General features: G+C 43.8%; 22 protein-coding genes. 15 read left to right on the plus strand and 7 right to left on the minus strand.

Translation table 11 applies throughout. The features are described from left to right. Nucleotides 1-6 precede the first annotated feature (6 nt). Genes ABWP14_RS00145 through ABWP14_RS00165 form a run of 5 tightly spaced genes read right to left on the minus strand, consistent with a single transcriptional unit; the run spans nt 7 to nt 5,050 of the window. Nucleotides 7-1,170 carry an acyl-CoA dehydrogenase family protein gene (locus ABWP14_RS00145; RefSeq protein ID WP_353200955.1) on the minus strand — a complete coding sequence of 388 codons (1,164 nt, stop codon included), beginning with the start codon at nt 1,168-1,170 and terminating at the stop codon, nt 7-9. Beyond that, nucleotides 1,167-2,357 (minus strand): CaiB/BaiF CoA transferase family protein, encoded by a 1,191-nt coding sequence (locus ABWP14_RS00150; RefSeq protein ID WP_353200956.1) that lies wholly within the window; start codon nt 2,355-2,357, stop codon nt 1,167-1,169. The genes ABWP14_RS00145 and ABWP14_RS00150 overlap by 4 nt, the downstream gene beginning before the upstream one ends. Before the next feature lie 19 nt (nt 2,358-2,376). Next, on the minus strand, nt 2,377-3,342 hold the full coding sequence (locus ABWP14_RS00155) for a Bug family tripartite tricarboxylate transporter substrate binding protein (protein ID WP_353200957.1): 966 nt from the start codon (nt 3,340-3,342) through the stop codon (nt 2,377-2,379). After that, the gene (locus ABWP14_RS00160) at nt 3,339-4,268 is read right to left on the minus strand and encodes a hydroxymethylglutaryl-CoA lyase (protein WP_353200958.1); all 930 of its coding nucleotides are present in this window, start codon (nt 4,266-4,268) and stop codon (nt 3,339-3,341) included. Before ABWP14_RS00160 ends, ABWP14_RS00155 begins: the two co-directional genes overlap by 4 nt. Then, on the minus strand, nt 4,265-5,050 hold the full coding sequence (locus ABWP14_RS00165) for an enoyl-CoA hydratase/isomerase family protein (protein WP_502930118.1): 786 nt from the start codon (nt 5,048-5,050) through the stop codon (nt 4,265-4,267). Before ABWP14_RS00165 ends, ABWP14_RS00160 begins: the two co-directional genes overlap by 4 nt. 220 nt (nt 5,051-5,270) lie before the next feature. Between ABWP14_RS00165 and ABWP14_RS00170 the strand changes: the two genes are divergently transcribed. From ABWP14_RS00170 to ABWP14_RS00180, 3 genes are all read left to right on the plus strand, one after another. Beyond that, entirely contained in the window at nt 5,271-5,588 is a 318-nt protein-coding gene (locus ABWP14_RS00170; RefSeq protein WP_353200959.1) for a hypothetical protein, read from the plus strand. A 6-nt stretch (nt 5,589-5,594) separates the two neighbouring features. Then, nucleotides 5,595-6,077 (plus strand): hypothetical protein, encoded by a 483-nt coding sequence (locus tag ABWP14_RS00175; RefSeq protein WP_502930119.1) that lies wholly within the window; start codon nt 5,595-5,597, stop codon nt 6,075-6,077. Between the two features lie 96 nt (nt 6,078-6,173). Next, nucleotides 6,174-6,725: a phasin family protein gene (locus ABWP14_RS00180; protein WP_353200961.1), complete on the plus strand. Its 552-nt coding sequence runs from the start codon at nt 6,174-6,176 to the stop codon at nt 6,723-6,725. Here the strand turns inward: ABWP14_RS00180 and ABWP14_RS00185 are convergent. Together ABWP14_RS00185 and ABWP14_RS00190 are read right to left on the minus strand one after the other, a co-directional pair. After that, nucleotides 6,722-7,621, minus strand: a complete 900-nt coding sequence (locus tag ABWP14_RS00185; RefSeq protein WP_502930120.1) for a histone deacetylase family protein — start codon at nt 7,619-7,621, stop codon at nt 6,722-6,724. The genes ABWP14_RS00180 and ABWP14_RS00185 overlap by 4 nt on opposite strands. 2 nt (nt 7,622-7,623) lie before the next feature. Beyond that, nucleotides 7,624-7,992, minus strand: coding sequence for a DUF2237 family protein (locus ABWP14_RS00190; protein WP_353200963.1), 369 nt, complete (start codon nt 7,990-7,992; stop codon nt 7,624-7,626). A gap of 169 nt (nt 7,993-8,161) precedes the next feature. On the opposite strand from ABWP14_RS00190, the gene ABWP14_RS00195 reads away from it, so the two are divergent. The 12 genes from ABWP14_RS00195 (at nt 8,162) to ccmI (ending at nt 17,488) form a co-directional block, all read left to right on the plus strand. Next, nucleotides 8,162-8,644: a chalcone isomerase family protein gene (locus ABWP14_RS00195; protein ID WP_353200964.1), complete on the plus strand. Its 483-nt coding sequence runs from the start codon at nt 8,162-8,164 to the stop codon at nt 8,642-8,644. Between the two features lie 3 nt (nt 8,645-8,647). Next, a complete protein-coding gene (locus ABWP14_RS00200) occupies nt 8,648-9,196 on the plus strand; it encodes a DUF3833 domain-containing protein (protein ID WP_353200965.1) in 549 nt (182 codons plus the stop codon). Nucleotides 9,197-9,289: 93 nt separating this feature from the next. After that, nucleotides 9,290-10,270 carry a quinone oxidoreductase family protein gene (locus tag ABWP14_RS00205; protein ID WP_353200966.1) on the plus strand — a complete coding sequence of 327 codons (981 nt, stop codon included), beginning with the start codon at nt 9,290-9,292 and terminating at the stop codon, nt 10,268-10,270. A 417-nt stretch (nt 10,271-10,687) separates the two neighbouring features. After that, complete coding sequence (gene ccmA, locus ABWP14_RS00210; protein WP_353200967.1) at nt 10,688-11,335, plus strand: cytochrome c biogenesis heme-transporting ATPase CcmA; 648 nt, start codon at nt 10,688-10,690, stop codon at nt 11,333-11,335. After that, nucleotides 11,332-11,997, plus strand: a complete 666-nt coding sequence (gene ccmB / locus ABWP14_RS00215) for a heme exporter protein CcmB (protein WP_353200968.1) — start codon at nt 11,332-11,334, stop codon at nt 11,995-11,997. The genes ccmA and ccmB overlap by 4 nt, the downstream gene beginning before the upstream one ends. Next, nucleotides 11,994-12,770 carry a heme ABC transporter permease gene (locus ABWP14_RS00220; protein WP_353200969.1) on the plus strand — a complete coding sequence of 259 codons (777 nt, stop codon included), beginning with the start codon at nt 11,994-11,996 and terminating at the stop codon, nt 12,768-12,770. The genes ccmB and ABWP14_RS00220 overlap by 4 nt, the downstream gene beginning before the upstream one ends. Further along, nucleotides 12,770-12,955, plus strand: coding sequence for a heme exporter protein CcmD (ccmD, locus tag ABWP14_RS00225; RefSeq protein ID WP_353200970.1), 186 nt, complete (start codon nt 12,770-12,772; stop codon nt 12,953-12,955). The genes ABWP14_RS00220 and ccmD overlap by 1 nt, the downstream gene beginning before the upstream one ends. Next, nucleotides 12,955-13,389 (plus strand): cytochrome c maturation protein CcmE, encoded by a 435-nt coding sequence (gene ccmE / locus ABWP14_RS00230; RefSeq protein ID WP_353200971.1) that lies wholly within the window; start codon nt 12,955-12,957, stop codon nt 13,387-13,389. The genes ccmD and ccmE overlap by 1 nt, the downstream gene beginning before the upstream one ends. Then, nucleotides 13,386-15,305, plus strand: a complete 1,920-nt coding sequence (locus tag ABWP14_RS00235; RefSeq protein WP_353200972.1) for a heme lyase CcmF/NrfE family subunit — start codon at nt 13,386-13,388, stop codon at nt 15,303-15,305. Before ccmE ends, ABWP14_RS00235 begins: the two co-directional genes overlap by 4 nt. Then, nucleotides 15,302-15,832 (plus strand): DsbE family thiol:disulfide interchange protein, encoded by a 531-nt coding sequence (locus ABWP14_RS00240; RefSeq protein WP_353200973.1) that lies wholly within the window; start codon nt 15,302-15,304, stop codon nt 15,830-15,832. The genes ABWP14_RS00235 and ABWP14_RS00240 overlap by 4 nt, the downstream gene beginning before the upstream one ends. Beyond that, nucleotides 15,829-16,305 (plus strand): cytochrome c-type biogenesis protein, encoded by a 477-nt coding sequence (locus tag ABWP14_RS00245; RefSeq protein WP_353200974.1) that lies wholly within the window; start codon nt 15,829-15,831, stop codon nt 16,303-16,305. The genes ABWP14_RS00240 and ABWP14_RS00245 overlap by 4 nt, the downstream gene beginning before the upstream one ends. Further along, nucleotides 16,298-17,488 (plus strand): c-type cytochrome biogenesis protein CcmI, encoded by a 1,191-nt coding sequence (gene ccmI, locus ABWP14_RS00250; RefSeq protein WP_353200975.1) that lies wholly within the window; start codon nt 16,298-16,300, stop codon nt 17,486-17,488. Before ABWP14_RS00245 ends, ccmI begins: the two co-directional genes overlap by 8 nt. Nucleotides 17,489-17,495: the final 7 nt, after the last annotated feature.

Genomic DNA, 17,495 nt, shown 5'->3' on the forward strand with positions numbered 1-17,495 from the left:
TTGGGTTCAATACGATTTAGGAAGCCCCAAAACTTTCTCAGCAATAAAACAGAGAATGAGCTGCGGGCTGACAGGCGCTAAGCGAGGAATCCAGGATTCACGAAGATAGCGCTCTACGTGATACTCCTTAGCATAGCCCATGCCGCCGTGGGTCATGATGGCGTTTTCACAAGCATGAAAGCAAGCTTCTCCGGCAAGGTATTTAGATGCATTCGCTTCAGCGGCACAGGAATCATTGTTGTCATACAGGTTAGCTGCCTTAAAGACCATTAGGTTCGCTGCCTCCAGTTCCATCCAAGATTTTGCAAGTGGATGTTGAATCCCTTGATTTTGACCAATGGGACGATCAAATACGATGCGCTCTTTAGCATAAAGAGCAGCTCTTGCAAGTGCTACTTGTCCTAGACCAATTGCTTCGGCAGCAATTAAAATTCTTTCGGGATTGAGGCCATGCAGAATATAGGAAAAGCCCTTACCCTCTTCGCCGATGAGATCTTGTACTGGGACCTTGAGTTGATCAATAAAAACCTCGTTGGAATCAACGCATTTACGACCCATTTTTTCAATTTCTCTGACATCAATACAAGAGCGATCTAAGTCCGTATAGAACAATGACAAACCTTCAGTTCCTTTGGAGTCCTCGATAGGGGTAGTACGTGCTAGAAGTAGAATCTTATTGGCTACTTGGGTGGTTGAAATCCAAATCTTTTGACCACTGACTAAATAGTGATCACCCTGTTTTTCAGCTTTCGTAGTGAGCTTGAGGGTATTTAAGCCTGCATTAGGTTCTGTGACGCCAAAGCATGCACGATCTTTGCCTGCAATTAAAGGAGGTAGCCAGCGCTTCTTTTGCTCATCTGATCCGAAGACAACCACTGGGTGCAAACCAAAAATATTCATATGAACTGCAGATGCACCAGACATGCCTGCGCCACTCCCAGAAATCGTGCGCATCATGAGGGCAGCTTCAGTGATCCCAAGACCTGCTCCACCATATTCAGTAGGCATGGCAATGCCAAGCCATCCTGCATCGGCTAGTACTTTATGGAAATCAAGAGGGAAGTCACCAGTCTGATCTTTTTTGAGCCAGTACTCTGCATCAAATGGTTTGCAGAGTTTTTCAATTGCATCTTGGATCTGTAGCTGCTCTGGTGTGAATTGGAAATTCATTTTTTATTTCCTGAGCGTATCAGCGCCTCGATAGCATCTTCTGCATAGCCTAGGCCTCTGAGTATTTCAGCGGTATGTTGTCCTAGACCTGGAGCAGGACTGAGATCCTCTTTTGCCGGAGTCTCAGACCAAGATACAGGACTTTTCATCACCCGAATTTGTCCTTCAGTGGGATGATTTTCGGTATAAATGAAGGATTTACTATTGAGGTGTTCATCCTTAATGAGGTCATTTATCGAATTCATGGCCTGGTTAGGTAAATCAAATTGATCTAGGAGCTGACGCCATTGGGCAGTCGTTTTAGTCCCCATAATTGCTTCAACTTCTTTATAAACTTGATCGATATTATTTGCGCGATTGACATGAGTGCAAAAAATTTCTTCTTGTAGGCGCTCTGGTTGACCAATTGCCTCAAAGAAGCTTTTCCAATGCTTGTCGTTATAAATCAGAATAGAGATGTATCCATCCTTTGTAGCATAAGGCTTGCGATAGGGAGATAAGAGGCGAGCGTATCCAGATTTACCAATTGGCGGAATAAAGGACTCGCCACCCAAGTGATCTCCCAGAATAAATTGGGCGATGGATTCAAACATGGGAACCACAATGTGCTGACCCTTACCTGTCTTCTCCCTAGCATAGAGGGCTGAAGTGACTGCGTAAACAGAGTGGAGCCCAGTGACTCTATCGCCTAAAGTAGTCGGTGCATAACGCGGTTCATGAATTCCGTACTGCTGCATTAGCCAAGGCACGCCAGCAGCGCCTTGTATTAAATCATCATAGGCAGGTTTATCGGCATAAGGACCATCAAGACCAAAGCCAGAGCAGGATGCGTAAATAATCTTATCGTTTACTTTCTTTAAATCTTCATAACCAAGACCAAGTCGATCAAGCGCCTGTGGACGGATATTGGAAATAAATACATCTACTGTTTTTGCAATATCAATCGCTGCCTGTTTAGCAGCGGGATCTTTTAGGTCGAGCACCACACTTTTTTTGCCACGATTGGCCTGCAAAAAGATGTGCCCCATTTTTGGATTTCTCATAGGGCCGACATCCCGCATATTGTCGCCATCCGGCGTTTCAATCTTGATGATTTCAGCACCCATCGATGCCAAAATTTGGGTTGCAAAGGGCCCTAGAATCACCGCAGTTAAATCTAATATACGAACGCCAGCTAATGGGCCCATCACATTCCTTAATTTCTGATTAATTGAGTTCTGACTTAATGCCAGATTGAATAATGAGTTTGCCCCAGTAGGCCATTTGTTCGCTAACGTATTGTGCAAACTCTTGAGGATTTTTGGATGGTAAAACTAAAAATCCGAGCTGTGCTAACCTAGACTGAACCTCAGGATCCTTTACCGCCTCCTGAATAGCCGCATTGACTTTATCAACGATTGGTTTTGGGAGATTGGCTGGACCAAAAATGCCATTCCATGACACGAGGTCAAAGCCCTGAACTGTTTTGGCAATAGGGGGTACGTTGGGTAATTGTGCAAAAGGTCTGTTGCCGGTTAACCCAATAGGGCGCACCTTACCTGCCTTAATCATCGCCATACCTGAACCAGTATCTACAACATAGACCTGAATTTGGTTGCCAATTAAATCGGTCAGTGCTTGGGGGCTCGACTTATAGGGTATCTGCGTCATACTCATTTTAGTCAGATACATAATCGTTTCAGTGGTAACCAGTGAGGTGCTATTAGGGGTGCCGTAGGATAATTTTCCGGGGTTTGCTTTGGCGTAATCAATCAGTTCTTGAACGCTCTTCACTGGCAAGTCATTATTCACGGTCAGCACGAAAGGCAATTCACCAACTCGTGCAATTGGTGTGAAATCTTTAATCGGATCGTACTTCAGATTTTGGAATAACCAAGGGTTTGCTGAATGTGAGGTATTGGTAGTCATCAGCAAGGTGTAACCATCAGGTTTAGCAGATGCAACGAATTGGGCTCCGATTTGCGCGCTGGCGCCAGGTTTGTTATCTACAATGACTTGCTGCCCCAAGATACTCCCCATCTTGGTAGCCATGATCCTCGCTACTGCATCAGTACCGCTTCCTGGTGCAAACGGCACTACCAGAGTGATGTTTGCGGCAGGGTAGCTTTGTGCGGCAACCTGGAGCGAAATGGCGCTTAACCCAATTATCAGTAGTTTAAGAAATTGATTCATGACGATCTCCCGTTCATTTTTGCGGCTATTGCTCTACCAACGCGGGATGCATTCGTTTTGCCAGTAGCCCTTGTAATATATTCACCAATTTTGACAGTAGCATCAAAGTCTATTCCAGTTTCGATTCCTAAGCCCTTAAGCATACACAAAACATCTTCTGTAGCAACATTACCAGTTGCTCCTTTTGCATAAGGGCAACCCCCTAGACCTGCGATAGAGGAATGAAAAATACTGACGCCCACTTGCATTGCAGCATAGATATTAGCCAGGGCTTGCCCATAAGTATCATGAAAGTGCCCTGAAAATTGCTCTTTGGGTGCAAAGGTGAAGAGGCCCTCAAATACAGCTGCTATTTGCCCTGGGGTTCCTACTCCAATCGTGTCCGCAATATCAATTTCATCGCAACCCAATGCCATCATTCTTTTGACGACTTCTGAAACTTGAGCAGGTTCTACGGATCCCTCGTAGGGGCAGCCAAATGAGCAGGAAATGCTACCCCGAATACGAATACCATCTTGCTTGGCAGCTTTTGCAACTGGCGCAAATCGCTCAATGGATTCAGTAATGCCGCAATTGATATTTTTTTGAGCAAAAGCTTCAGATGCCGCAGAGAAAATGACGATCTCATCTACCTTGGCTGCAAAGGCAGATTCATAGCCTTTCATATTCGGGGTGAGGGCTGAGTAAATCGTGCCTGGCTTTCTGGTAATGGCAGCCATCACTTCATCGCTACCAGCCATTTGCGGAATCCATTTAGGGGAAACGAAAGATACCGCCTCAATATTCGGAAATCCAGCACTTGAAAGTTGATTAATCAGATCAACTTTGACATCAATGGGAACAAATTCTTTTTCGTTTTGCAGGCCATCACGCGGACCCACTTCAACGATCTTGACCTGCTTAGGAAGGTTGGACGATGGACTCATTTACTTTTTTCGAGAAAGGCTTTCATGCGCAGTTGGGCTTCATCACTAGTGCGGATAGTCGCAATGCGTTCTACAGTTTCCTCTAGTAATACCGGAGTGATTGCTTGCTGCGAAATATCACGTACCATTTTTTTACAGGCCATGACTGCCAGTGGACCATTACTGATGATGGCTTGGCAAACTTCATTCACCTTATTATCAAGGGCGTCAGGGTCGACTAATTCATGTACGAAGCCTATTTCCTTTGCATGGGCAGCAGTAAATACTTCAGCAGTTACAAAATATCGACGTGAGGCTTGTTCACCAAGCGCTCTAATAACGTAGGGCGCAATAGTTGCTGGTAGTAAACCCAATTTGGCTTCAGAGATGCAGAAGCGAGCTTGCGTAGAGGCAATCAAGATATCGCACACTGAAGCTAGTCCAACTCCACCTGCATAAGCATCGCCCTGAACTTTGGCAATCACAGGCTTTGGACAGGCATAAATTGTGTTGAGCATCAATGCCATTTTGCGTGAGTCGGCAAGATTCTCTTCTTTGGTGAAGTTAGCCATACTCTTCATCCAATTGAGATCAGCTCCCGAACAAAAAGTCTTACCATTAGCTTGAAGCACAATGACACGGCAGCGGTCATCTGAGCCAAATTTAGTGAAGATCTCTTGTAGTTCGCTAATTAAACCTTCATTAAAGGCATTGCGTACTTCAGGTCGATTAAGGGTGACGTGGGTAATACCTTCACCTTGAACGGTAAGGTATTGATACGAGGATGCGTTATGGGTAGTCAATGACAGTCTCCAGTTGCTTCAATTTTCCTTAATTTACTGGAATCTGGAGCATCAGGTGAGATTAAGGCATTTCACTAGCAAACTAAGTCCATTACGCTAAGGGCACTTTAACCTAGGTTCTGATTCAAGAGTGCATTTCTTCTGCTGTTATCAGTCAGAATTGGTTACTATGGGACACATTGATTAGTAGAGTATTACCCAGTCCCCTTAACGAGCGCTCATGTTACTAAACGAAAACCTTCGTCTTCTGCTTTTTTCTTCAAATTTATTGATCTGCTTTTTATTCTTTGCCATGCTTTTTATGCTGGAGATCGGCTGGCGTATAGGCGCTCATCTCTCTTCCAAATATAGCGCTAAAAAAGTGGATGCAAGTGAAACATTTTTGGCTGCTATTTTTGGCTTGCTAGCACTTCTGATTGCGTTTACATTTTCTGGTGCATTTGAACGCTTTGATAATAGACGCGAACTGATTGCACTTGAAGTGAGTGCCATCGGAACGGCTTATCAGTATGTGGATTTATTGGCTACCAAAGATTAACAGAAAGTGAGAGAGCTTTTCAGTGACTATCTTGATAGTCGTATTAATCTATACCAAGGCAATCACACTTTGTCTGAAATGCATCTAGAGAAAAAAGTTGCCGCACATAATGCGATTGGGAGCCAACTTTGGAAGGCTGTGGTGCTTGCAGTGGAAAATACTGCTTACCCACAAAAAGCAGTCACTGCCCAAATCCTTCCAAAGGTATCGGACATTTTCACTGCCTCAGAAAACCAACGACTGGCTAGTAAATTTCATCCGCCAGAGATTATTTGGCAGGCACTTCTCATTCTGTCGTTGATTGGGTCTCTCGTTGCTGGGTACAACATGGGAATTGAAAAAAAGCGTGACTGGCTAGTGGTGATTGTTTTTTCGATTCTGATGGCCGGGACTATTTTTATCATTTTCAGTCTTGAATATCCCAGGATTGGCAAAGTCAGCTTAGGCGACTTTGAGGCAGAATTAATGATCCTCAGAAAATCCTTTTAGATTGATATAAATCTGATGAATCTACTGGTATTCCTCTATGGAAAGCTCTCAAAACGAGAGTAGATTGGTAGAGATATTCACTAATGGGGAGGCTTTATGGCAAAGAGTCCATTTGATGTAAATGCCCTTGAAGAGCAGCAAAAGATGATGAAGGCGACAAAAGAACTTGGCTCAGTTGCTATGGAAAGTGCGCAATCAATCAATCAAATTAATCAACAAGCCGCCCAGGAATTAGCTGCCCTGGTTCAGAAGCGGGTCGCTGAATTAATCAAGATCCAAGACCCCAAGAGCGCCTTTGATTATGTTCATGCAGAAGTATTGCAGGATGCTGCTAAAGAAGTGACCCAATATCATCAGAAGCTTTTAAAAGTTCTCAATCAAGGCAATAAAGAACTTGCTGAGATTGCTGAATCCATGATTGAGGAGTCCAAGGCTGATCTCATTCACTTTGTGAACGATGCCACCAATAACGCCCCCAAGGATAGCCAAGCTTATGTTTCAGTATTTAAGACTTCATTTAATACTGCGCTACAAAATTTTGATTTAATTCGTGCGGGAATGGCTGATTCATTTTCTCATTTTGAAAAGAGCGTAGAAAATGTCAGTAAGGCGACTGATAGCCCAGCAGCAGGCAAAAAGACATCCTAATATTTTTGCTGGAATTGCACGGCGGTTTTGATAGTTTGAAAATGGATATTAACGGTTGATGTTATGTCTTTACCATAACCCCCTGCCATCGATATGGCTATGGGTAACTTTCTATCAAAAGCATATCGCAGTACGGTCTCATCTCGCAATTGCATTCCTTCGCTACTAATATTTAATCGTCCAAGACGATCATCCTCATGGGGATCAGCCCCTGCTAAAAAAATAAGGCTATCCGGCTTGAAACGAGAATCTAGTTCATCTAGACAATGATTTAAAGCTGTTAAGTAGGTTTGATCATTGCATTGATCTGGTAAGCCAAAATCTAAATTACTGACTTCCTTTTTAAAAGGGAAATTATTTTCACCATGCATCGATAGAGTGAAGATGGAGGAATCATTTTGCAGAATAGCTGCTGTACCGTTACCTTGGTGAACATCTAAATCGATGATTGCAATTTTTAGTTTAGGGTTGATTTCTTTCTGTAAGGCTCGTGCGGCAATGGCAGAATCATTGAAGACGCAGAAGCCAGACCCCCTATCCCGATAGGCATGATGTGTGCCACCTGCCAAATTGACCGCAACACCCTCAGTTAAGGATGCTTTGCATGCTGCTACTGTTGCACCAGCTGATCTTCGTGAACGCTCCACCATCTTCAGACTCCACGGGAAACCAATCTCTCTTTGTTCGTGTGCGCTTAAATTACCCTCAATAATATTAATGAGATATTGCGGATCATGGGCGTAAAGAATTTGAGTATCACTTGCAGCAGGTGCTTCAACCAGTTTGACGCCTTCCAAATGACTCACTAAGTTTCTGAGTTTAGAGTACTTCTCCATGGGGAAGCGATGACCACTTGGTAGTGGCAGAATAAAATGGTCGGTATAAAACGCCTTCAACCTTAACTCGAGTATTGCTTCAGAAAATCTAATGAAACTAGCTCAAGCGCTTTGATGTTAGTGCTTTCAAGTTTGATCATTGGCGCACATTCGGCTTGAACAGCCTCAATCCAGCGATTGAGGCAAAGACACCATTGATCGCCTGCTACCAGACCAGGGAATTGATATTCTGGCCTAGGTGTAATCAGATTGTTGCCTTTGCTTAGGCTAAATTGTAAAAAGTCCTTAGTGACTATCGCACACACCAAATGACTCCCGAGATCTTCCGTGTCAGTCTTGCAACATCCATCCCGAAAAAAACCGGTAAGTGGTTCAAAGGAACAGGGAACCAGGGGTTGACCAAGCACATTTAGCGCCATATTTTTTTGCATAAAAGCCCTCTTGTAAGTAATTGATATTAGTTTATTGAAATAAGTTTAAACTCGCTCAGTAGTAAAGCCTTATACATCTATATTAGATCTGCTCCTCATACTCCATATGAAAAAATTCCTGTTATCTATTTGTGCATTGTTTTGCTTGCATAGCTCGGTAAGCTTTGCGATGGATACGGCGCACATTAATTCGGCATTTGGCGCTACTAGACTTCAGGGCGCTGGAAAGCTGACTTGGTGGGGTTTAGATATTTATGATGCCACTCTCTATCGTGCTGGTAGTCTCAGTTCTCCAGAATTTGCCTTGAATCTACGCTATCAAAGATCGTTTACAGGAATATCTATTGCCAATAAAACTGCAGAAGAGATGAAAAAAATGGGCATTCCTGATACTCAAGCTGTTCTTTGGGGTAAAGAAATGGCCGCATTCTTCCCTAATGTAGAGCCTGGGCAAAGTTTGACAGCCATTTATACCCCCAAGCAAGGGACCTTATTTTTTTATGATGGCAAACAGATTGCTCAAGTCAAAGGCACTGAATTTTCAAAGGCATTTTTTGGAATTTGGTTTGATTCTAAAACTAGCGCACCTAAACTGCGTACTGAACTTCTTGGGCAGCATTGTCCACCCCCACTCATTAGCGAAGGTTGTTAAGTTATGAAAACAAATGTATATAAATTAGCAACACTGATTTTTATAAGCTTCTTGGTAAGTGCCTGCTCAGGGCCAAAAATTTCTAATTACGCTAAAGAGAAGCCCACCCTAGAATTAAGTGAGTATTTTTCAGGAACGATTGATGCCTATGGAATATTTACAGATCGTAGTGGCGAGGTTGTCAAAAGATTTACCGTCTTGATTGAGGCTAAATGGTCAATAGTTGACGGCAAAAAAGTGGGTGTACTCGATGAAAGCTTTGAGTATTCTGATGGCAGCAAACAAAAAAGAATTTGGAAGTTAACTGAAGTTTCTCCTGGTAGATATATTGGTAAAGCCGATGATGTGATAGGGGATGCCCAGGGTGAGTCAGCTGGAAATGCCTTAAATTGGGCCTATACCTTGGCATTGCCGGTTGACGGCACTACTTATCATGTACAGTTTGATGACTGGATGTATCTTGTAACTCCTAAGGTCATGATTAATAAGGCCAAGATGAGTAAGTTTGGAATATATCTAGGCGAAGTGACGCTGAGTTTTTATAAGCGCTAAACAAGGGTCTGAAATGTATCTCAGACTTTGTATTACAGGAGTAGCTTTTAAAAAGCTGCAATCAGTGTTTAATAAAAAATCATAAGGTGACATGTGACAACAGCTCGAGTCGTTAGTCTTTCTGAACTAGGTAGTGCCGATGTAATTAAATTGATCGATAAAGAATTGCCTTCACCTGCAAAGGGTGAAGTACAAATTCGCCAAACTGCTATTGGGTTTAATTTTATTGATGTCTATCAGCGCTCCGGTGTCTATCCATTAGACCTGCCAACTGGCCTTGGTCATGAGGCTGTTGGTGTTGTAAAAGCCTTAGGTGAGGGCGTTAGTAATTTTAAAATTGGCGATCGTGTCATGTATATCAATGCTGGTATTGGTGCGTATGCAAGCGCTCGTAATGTACCCGCTGACAAATTGGTCCCAGTTCCAGATCAGATCTCGGATGAAGTAGCAGCAGCAGTTTTCTTCAAAGCCATGACAGCGCAATACCTTGTGCAAAAAACGTATCAGGTTAAGGCGGGTGATATCGTCCTGGTACATGCTGCTGCAGGTGGTGTTGGTCAAATTTTGGCTGGCTGGGCAAAAGCCTTAGGTGCGTTTGTTGTGGGTACTGTTGGATCTCCCACCAAATTTGCCGCGGCTAAAGAGGCTGGATGTGATGCTGTGATCGATTACTCAAAGCCGAACTGGGTTGAAGAATTTATCAAAGCAACTGGTGGCAAAAAGGCTAATGTGGTTTATGACTCTGTTGCTAAAGATACCTTTTTGGGATCTTTAGATTGCACTGCTCCGTTTGGAACCGTTGCCTTATTTGGTGGTGCATCAGGACCTGCGCCTGAGATTCAGCCAGAAATCCTCAATAAGAAAGGCTGCTTATTCTTGACAAGACCATCAGTATTTCCTCATAACGCAACCCCAGCTCTTTTACAGGAGAATGCCCGTGCGGTATTTGATGCAATAGCAAAGGGATATGTCAAGGTTCAAATTGGCGCCAAGTTTTCTTTAGAGCAGGCAGCAGATGTGCATCGTGCTGCTGAAGGTAGAAAGGTATCTGGCGCAATCATTATGATTCCCTAAATCATTATGATTCCCTATATCATTATGCTTTGATCTTAGCCCCGTCTACGGGGCTTTTTTATTAGTAATTTCATTGCAGATCTTAGGCCGCGTCTAGAGTCGGTCGGTTTTGAAGTGCCAACCCCAAGTTCGGCAGCTTATGTCAGCTTTTTAAAGTCGGAGATTGACCAGTGGCTCTCTTTGATTAAAACATCAGGGATTAAGCCTGAATAGTTGGTGTTTGATGCAGTTCTACGAGCTAGATCGAGGAAAAATGACTTCCGGTAGTTTTTCCCTGCTGACCTTTCAAGGTTTATAATTCTCTAAGCGATTGAATTAAAAGAGAATATTCTCAAAAAACCATTCTGCTTGGTTTGACAGCCCCTGTAGGGTCTTGGACAATACCAGGAGTGGTTTGATTCAAGCCTACGACCTTTCATGACAGCCACTATTTCTGCAACCTCCAGTAAGTCTGATCTTGTACTTCAAGCGCGAGCGCTGACCTGTGTGCGTGGCGAACGACAGTTGTTTGCTGACCTGGATTTGCAATTGAATTCGGGTGAGTGTTTGCATGTGCGCGGTGCAAATGGTGTTGGTAAAACCAGCTTATTGCGACTCCTAACGGGCTTATCTAAGCCTGAGTCAGGGGAGATTTTGTGGAAGCATCATTCCATTCAAGAAGATCCTAAGCAATATCACCGTGAACTGTTATTTTTAGGTCATCGCGATGCATTGAAAGAAGATCTGACTGCTTTAGAAAATTTAGAAATGTACGCGTCCCTAGACGATATTTCTATTACACACCAGCAGGCCCTCTCTTCTTTATGGCGCTTTGGCTTACGTGGGCGTGAAGATCTGCCAGTTCAATATTTATCTGCTGGTCAAAAGCGTCGGGTGCTGATGGCGCGCATGGCAATACATCATGCCAAATTATGGATTTTGGATGAGCCCTTTAACGCCCTTGATGTTGATGCTTTAAAAGCATTGCAAGATTTAATTGCAGAGCATCTTGAAATTGGCGGCTTAGTTGTTTTGACTAGTCATCAAGATATTCAGGTTCCTTATGTGAGGGTGTTAGAGCTGTGAACGCTTTTTTCGCCATCATTCATCGAGATTTACTCTTAGTCATGCGTCGCAAGAGTGAGGTCCTCACTGCGCTCTTTTTCTTCGTGGTAGTCACTAGCCTTTTCCCTTTAGGAATTGGGGCTGATGGGGCTTTGCTGCGCAAGATTGCACCTGGCGTTCTTTGGGTGGCAGCTTTACTTTCGACTTTATTAGGTTTGCAGCGAATGTTTGCAGCAGACTATTTAGATGGCGCTTTGGAACAGCTCATTTTGACCCCACAGTCTTTAGTGCTTTTAGTATCGGGAAAGATTGCGGCGCACTGGTTAGTCAGTGGTTTGCCCCTAGTGTTATTAGCCCCTATTATTGGTATTCAGTTTGATTTGGACGCTAGTTCCTTGTATGTATTAATGGCTAGCTTACTACTGGGGACCCCAGTGTTATCCTTGCTGGGCTCGATTGGCGCTGCCTTGACATTGGGAGTCCGGGGTGGAAGCGTGCTGATGAGCTTATTAATCCTGCCACTTTATGTACCCGTCCTTATTTTCGGGGCTGGTGCTGTTTATGCCAATAGTGTAGGCCTGGACATCACGGGTCATTTTTCACTGCTGGGCGCCTTATTGATTTTGGCTTTAGCATTTGTACCTTGGGTAAGCGCTGCTGCCCTAAAGATTGCGATTGAATGAGTAAGGTGAATAGTTTCTCTACCGCTGATAGTCGCTGGATAAATTGGTTTAAGTTGTCCAGCCCAAGCGCCTTTTATCCGGTGGCGGGCAAACTCATTCCTATTTTTTGGGCACTTACAGCTATCTCTGGAATTGCTGGTTTATGGGTGAGTTTTTTTGTAGCACCAGTTGATGCAGTTCAAGGTCAAGGCTATCGCATTATCTTTGTGCATGTACCTGCATCATGGATGTCTATGTTGATTTATTTAATGATGGCAGCATGGGCTGGTCTTGGTTTGATATTCAATACCCGTCTCTCTGCCATGATGGCGCAAGCACTGGCACCGGTCGGCGCATGGATGGCTTTTCTATCTTTGTGGACAGGTGCATTTTGGGGTAAGCCAATGTGGGGCACTTGGTGGGTGTGGGATGCTCGTCTAACTTCAGAATTAATTTTGTTATTCCTCTATTTGGGATTTATTGCACTGCAAGCCTCGATTGATAACCCACGCAGAGCAGATAAAGCGGGAGCAATATTAGCTCTGGTTGGCGTAGTCAATGTCCCTATTATTTATTTCTCGGTAAAGTGGTGGAATACCTTACATCAGGGTGCATCTGTTTCATTAACTAAGGCACCTGCTATGGCGCAAACCATGCTTTGGGGTATGTTATTGATGACCTTATGTTTCTGGATGTATTCCATTGCGGTGAGCCTAATGCGAGTACGAACTCTGATTCTTGAGCGTGAGGCCCATACTGACTGGGTGAGACAATTAAACGAGGTCAACCATTAATGTGGAATAGTCCTTCAGAATTTTTTGCCATGGGTGGTTATGCACTTTACGTATGGTGCAGTTTTGGCGCTTGTGCTCTAGTCTTATTCCTAGAGCTTATAGTGATACGCAGGCGTAATAAGACAGTGATTGGTAGATTGAAGCAGCAATTTATAGCAGAGCGTTTTGATAAAGAGAGTAGTTAGTGAAGCCTAGACATAAGCGTGCATTACTAATAGTTGCTGCTGTAGCGGTGATCGGTGTTGCTGCGCTCTTGATTCTGAATGCGCTCAATAGCAATATTGCTTTGTATGTCACGCCAAGCGATGTGGCTGCAGGAAAATCACCACAAGGACAGGCATTCCGAATTGGTGGCATGGTCAAGGACGATTCAGTAAAACGTGACGGCTTGACGGTTCATTTTGTCATTACTGATTTAGTAAAAGATATTCCAGTTTTTTATACTGGAATTCTTCCGGATTTATTTAAAGAAGGTAAGGGCGCAGTCATTCAAGGCCGACTGGATTCTAAGGGCCAATTCATTGCGAGCGAAGTTCTTGCTAAGCATGATGAAAATTACATGCCTCCAGAAGCCCAGCATGCATTAGAGCAAGCACGAAAAAATGGAGGTACTAAGTGATTCCTGAGTTTGGACATTACGCGCTCATTCTGGCGCTCTGTATTGCGGTCATACAAGGGATACTGCCACTTGTGGGGGCCCATCAAGGCCGTCGTGAGTGGTTGATACTGGCACGACCTGCAGCGCAAACAGTTTTCCTATTGTTATTGATTGCCTTCCTGTGCTTAACATGGAGTTTTTACATCAATGATTTTTCAGTACTTTATGTAGCTGAGCATTCTAATTCTCTGCAACCGATGATGTATCGCTTAGGGGCAGTTTGGGGAGGCCATGAGGGCTCATTATTACTCTGGGTATTTTTATTAAGTACCTGGACTATTTTGGTTGCACAGCTTTCTAAGGCGCTCGATGAGTTTATGGTTTCTAGGGTCATTGGAGTTTTAGGTTTGGTCATTAGTGGTTTGCTTTTATTCGTGATTGCTACTTCCAATCCATTTACTAGATTATTGCCCGCTGCTCAGGATGGACGATCTTTAAATCCACTACTACAAGATCCAGGTTTAGTATTCCATCCGCCGATGCTATACATGGGGTATGTTGGTTTTTCTGTAGCATTTGCATTTGCTATTGCTTCGTTATTGTCTGGTCGTTTGGATGCAGCATGGGCACGCTGGTCAAGGCCATGGACAACTGCTGCATGGATCTTTCTAACTCTCGGTATTGCCTTAGGATCTTGGTGGGCTTATTACGAATTAGGTTGGGGAGGTTGGTGGTTTTGGGACCCTGTAGAAAATGCTTCATTTATTCCTTGGTTAGTTGGCACAGCGCTATTACATTCCTTGGCTGTTACTGAGAAGCGCGGTGGCTTTAAAAGCTGGACTTTATTGCTCGCGATCACCGCTTTTTCTTTATCCCTCTTGGGGACTTTTTTAGTTCGCTCAGGAGTACTGACTTCAGTACATGCTTTTGCCACTGATCCAAAGCGCGGTATTTTTATTTTGATCTTTTTATCTTTGGTTGTTGGCTCGTCATTGGCCCTTTATGCATGGCGTGCACCGAAGAGCACCATGGGCGGCAAATTTAGCTTAAGTTCACGTGAGACACTCATTTTGCTAGGCAATGTGTTTTTAGTAGTTTCAGCGGGCTCGGTATTGCTGGGAACTTTATATCCATTATTAATAGACGCACTTCATTTAGGTAAGATTTCTGTTGGGCCTCCATACTTCAATAGTGTCTTTGTGCCCCTCACGGCTCCATTATTAGTATTGATGGGGATAGGACCATGGGCTAACTGGAAAAATACCGATCTTTTGACTGTTCTAAAGCGCCTATGGCTCGCAGGATTAATTGCTATTGTTGCTGGTATCGCCATTCCCTTGACGATGGGTGAGTTCACTTGGTTAGCCAGCCTTGGTTTCTTGTTAGCATTTTGGGTGATTGCCTCTGGGTGTTTACAGATTATTCGCCAAGCTAAGACGGGTAAGCCAACTCGCTCTTTTATTGGCATGCAATTTGCTCATTTAGGAATTGCCGTCTTTGTGATTGGCGTAACCATGGTAGGCGCCTATCAAGAAGAAAAGGATGTACGGATGTCGGCTGGTGAGACTGTCAGCGTTGGTGGCTATCAGATCCAGTTGCAAACGGTAAAACCAGTTCCCGGTCCAAACTACAATGCGATGCGCGGTACTTTCTTGCTCAGTCAAAATGGAGTGACTGAGGCAACCCTTTATCCTGAAAAGCGGAGTTACTTCACATCTACGATGCCGATGACCGAGGCTGCGATCGATATTGGTCTGACCCGCGATATTTATGTTTCATTAGGCGAAGATCTTGGCGATCAGTCTTGGGCGGTGCGCGTCTACTACAAGCCATTTGTGGATTGGATTTGGGGCGGTTGCTTGCTCATGGCTTTAGGTGGCGTCTTATCAATTTCAGATAAGCGCTATCGCATCAAGTTAAGAAAGCAAACCTCTTGAAGTCTAAGTTTCTGATTCCTTTATTGATCTTTGGGGTCTTGGTAGCCTTTCTCGCGCTTGGTTTGAATCGCAATCCACAAGAAGTGCCATCCCCTTTAATTAATAAAGCGGCGCCGGCATTTGAGATTGCGCAACTAGAGCAAACCAATAAGATGTTTTCACCAGAGAGTATGAAGGGGCAAGTATGGATTCTGAATGTTTGGGCTTCATGGTGTGTTGCCTGTCGTGAAGAGCATCCGGTGCTCGTAGAGTTGGCTAAGTCCCAAATTGCCCCTGTGATTGGTCTTGATTACAAAGATAAGCGTGATGATGCTTTGGCAATGCTCGCAAATCAAGGTAACCCTTACCTGCTGTCAGCCTTTGATGCAAATGGGCGAGTAGGAATCGATTATGGCGTGTATGGGGTGCCAGAAACTTATGTGATCGATCGAGCAGGGATTATTCGTTTTAAACACATTGGTCCTATTAGCACTGATGTATTAAATAAAAAGATTTATCCCTTGGTTAGTGAGTTAAAGAAATCATGAAGTCCTTATTCTTTCTCTTTGCAACCACTCTTTGCTTTAGTTTATCTGTTGCCAAAGACGCCGCTCCACTTGCAGAAGATCCTGTACTAGAGCAGCGTTTAATCAGCATTTCTGAGGAGATGCGTTGTTTGGTTTGCCAAAATGAATCCTTAGCAGGCTCGCGTTCAGATTTAGCGAATGATCTTCGTAGAGAAATTCGCACCCTCATTCAAGAGGGGAAAAGCGACGATCAAATCAGAACCTTTATGGTTGAGCGCTATGGTGATTTTGTGCTCTATCGTCCACCAGTTAAGCCTATTACTTGGTTGCTGTGGATTGGACCCTTTGTCATTCTTGTTATAGGAATCGTCGTTTTATTGAGCTACCTACGTCGCAGGAATCTGAGCATACCTAGCACGGCACTCTCTAAAAAAGACAATGAAAAGATTGATGCCTTACTTAATCAAGATAGAAAATATAGGCGTAATGACTAATTTTTTCATATCTGCTTTTTTGTTATTGGTGCTTGTACTCTTATTGCTATTGCGCCCCTTTTTATTTCCTGCAAAGGTACAGGCTACCTCTCGTCGTCAGATGAATGCAGCGATTTATCGTGAGGAGCTCGATAAACTAGAGGTCGAGCGCAATACTAGCTTGATCACTGAGGTTGATTATGAAATTGCCCATGCTGAGATGCGTCAGCGACTCTTTCAGGATACGACTGAAGAGGATGATCTCGCTACTTTAGGATCAACCAAAAAAACAGCCATCGGAATCTGCGTCTTTATTGTGGTGATCTCATCTGGTTTATATTTTTCTTTTGGTGATGTATATCGTGTTGCCCAGAAAGATTCCGAAACACCTATCAGTCAAGAGGGTGTTGAGAAAATGGTGACTGAGTTTGCCACCAAGATGGAAAAAGACCCTAGTAATCTGCAAGGGTGGGTAATGCTCGCACGCTCATACCGAATCTTAGGACGTAATCAAGATGCGGTTAAAGCATATGAACGTGCAGGTAGCTTTGTCGATTCTGATCCTCAGTTATTAGCCGACTATGCCGATACCCTTGCTGCAAATGCCAATGGTAATTTTGCAGGCAAACCGTTAAGTCTCATTAATCAGGCTCTGAAATTAGATCCTAATAATTTAATGGCGCTTTGGTTATCTGGCACCGCTGCATTTAATGCTAATAACTATCGTTCCGCAGCGCAAACCTGGGAAAAGCTTGCTTTGCAATTACCTCCTAATTCGGAGGAGCTAAAGATGATAGAGGGATCGATAGCGGAAGCGCGATCTAAGGGCGGCTTAGAACCAAAAGCCACTATTATTTCTTCTGCAAAAGAAATTAGCGGTCAGATTGAGTTAGCTGGCGATATGAAGTCCAAGGTAAAGCAAGGCGATACCGTGATGGTTATCGCTCGTCAAGTGGGTGAGCGCATGCCTGTTGCAGTATTTAAAACACCCGCAGCTCAATTTCCGATGAGTTTTCTACTCAACGATGCCTTAGCTATGAATCCAGGTGCACCATTATCAAAGCTGACTGAGGTGTCGATTGAAGTCAGAATATCGAAGACAGGAATGGCCAAGCCAGAAACTGGCGATTTGATTTCTGCAGTGAAGACTATCAAAGTTGGAGCAGAGAATGTCCGACTCTTAGTAGATCAAGAGCGCCAGTAGTTCTTAT

This window comes from Polynucleobacter sp. (genome assembly GCF_040400325.1).
Taxonomy (GTDB): Bacteria; Pseudomonadota; Gammaproteobacteria; order Burkholderiales; family Burkholderiaceae; genus Polynucleobacter.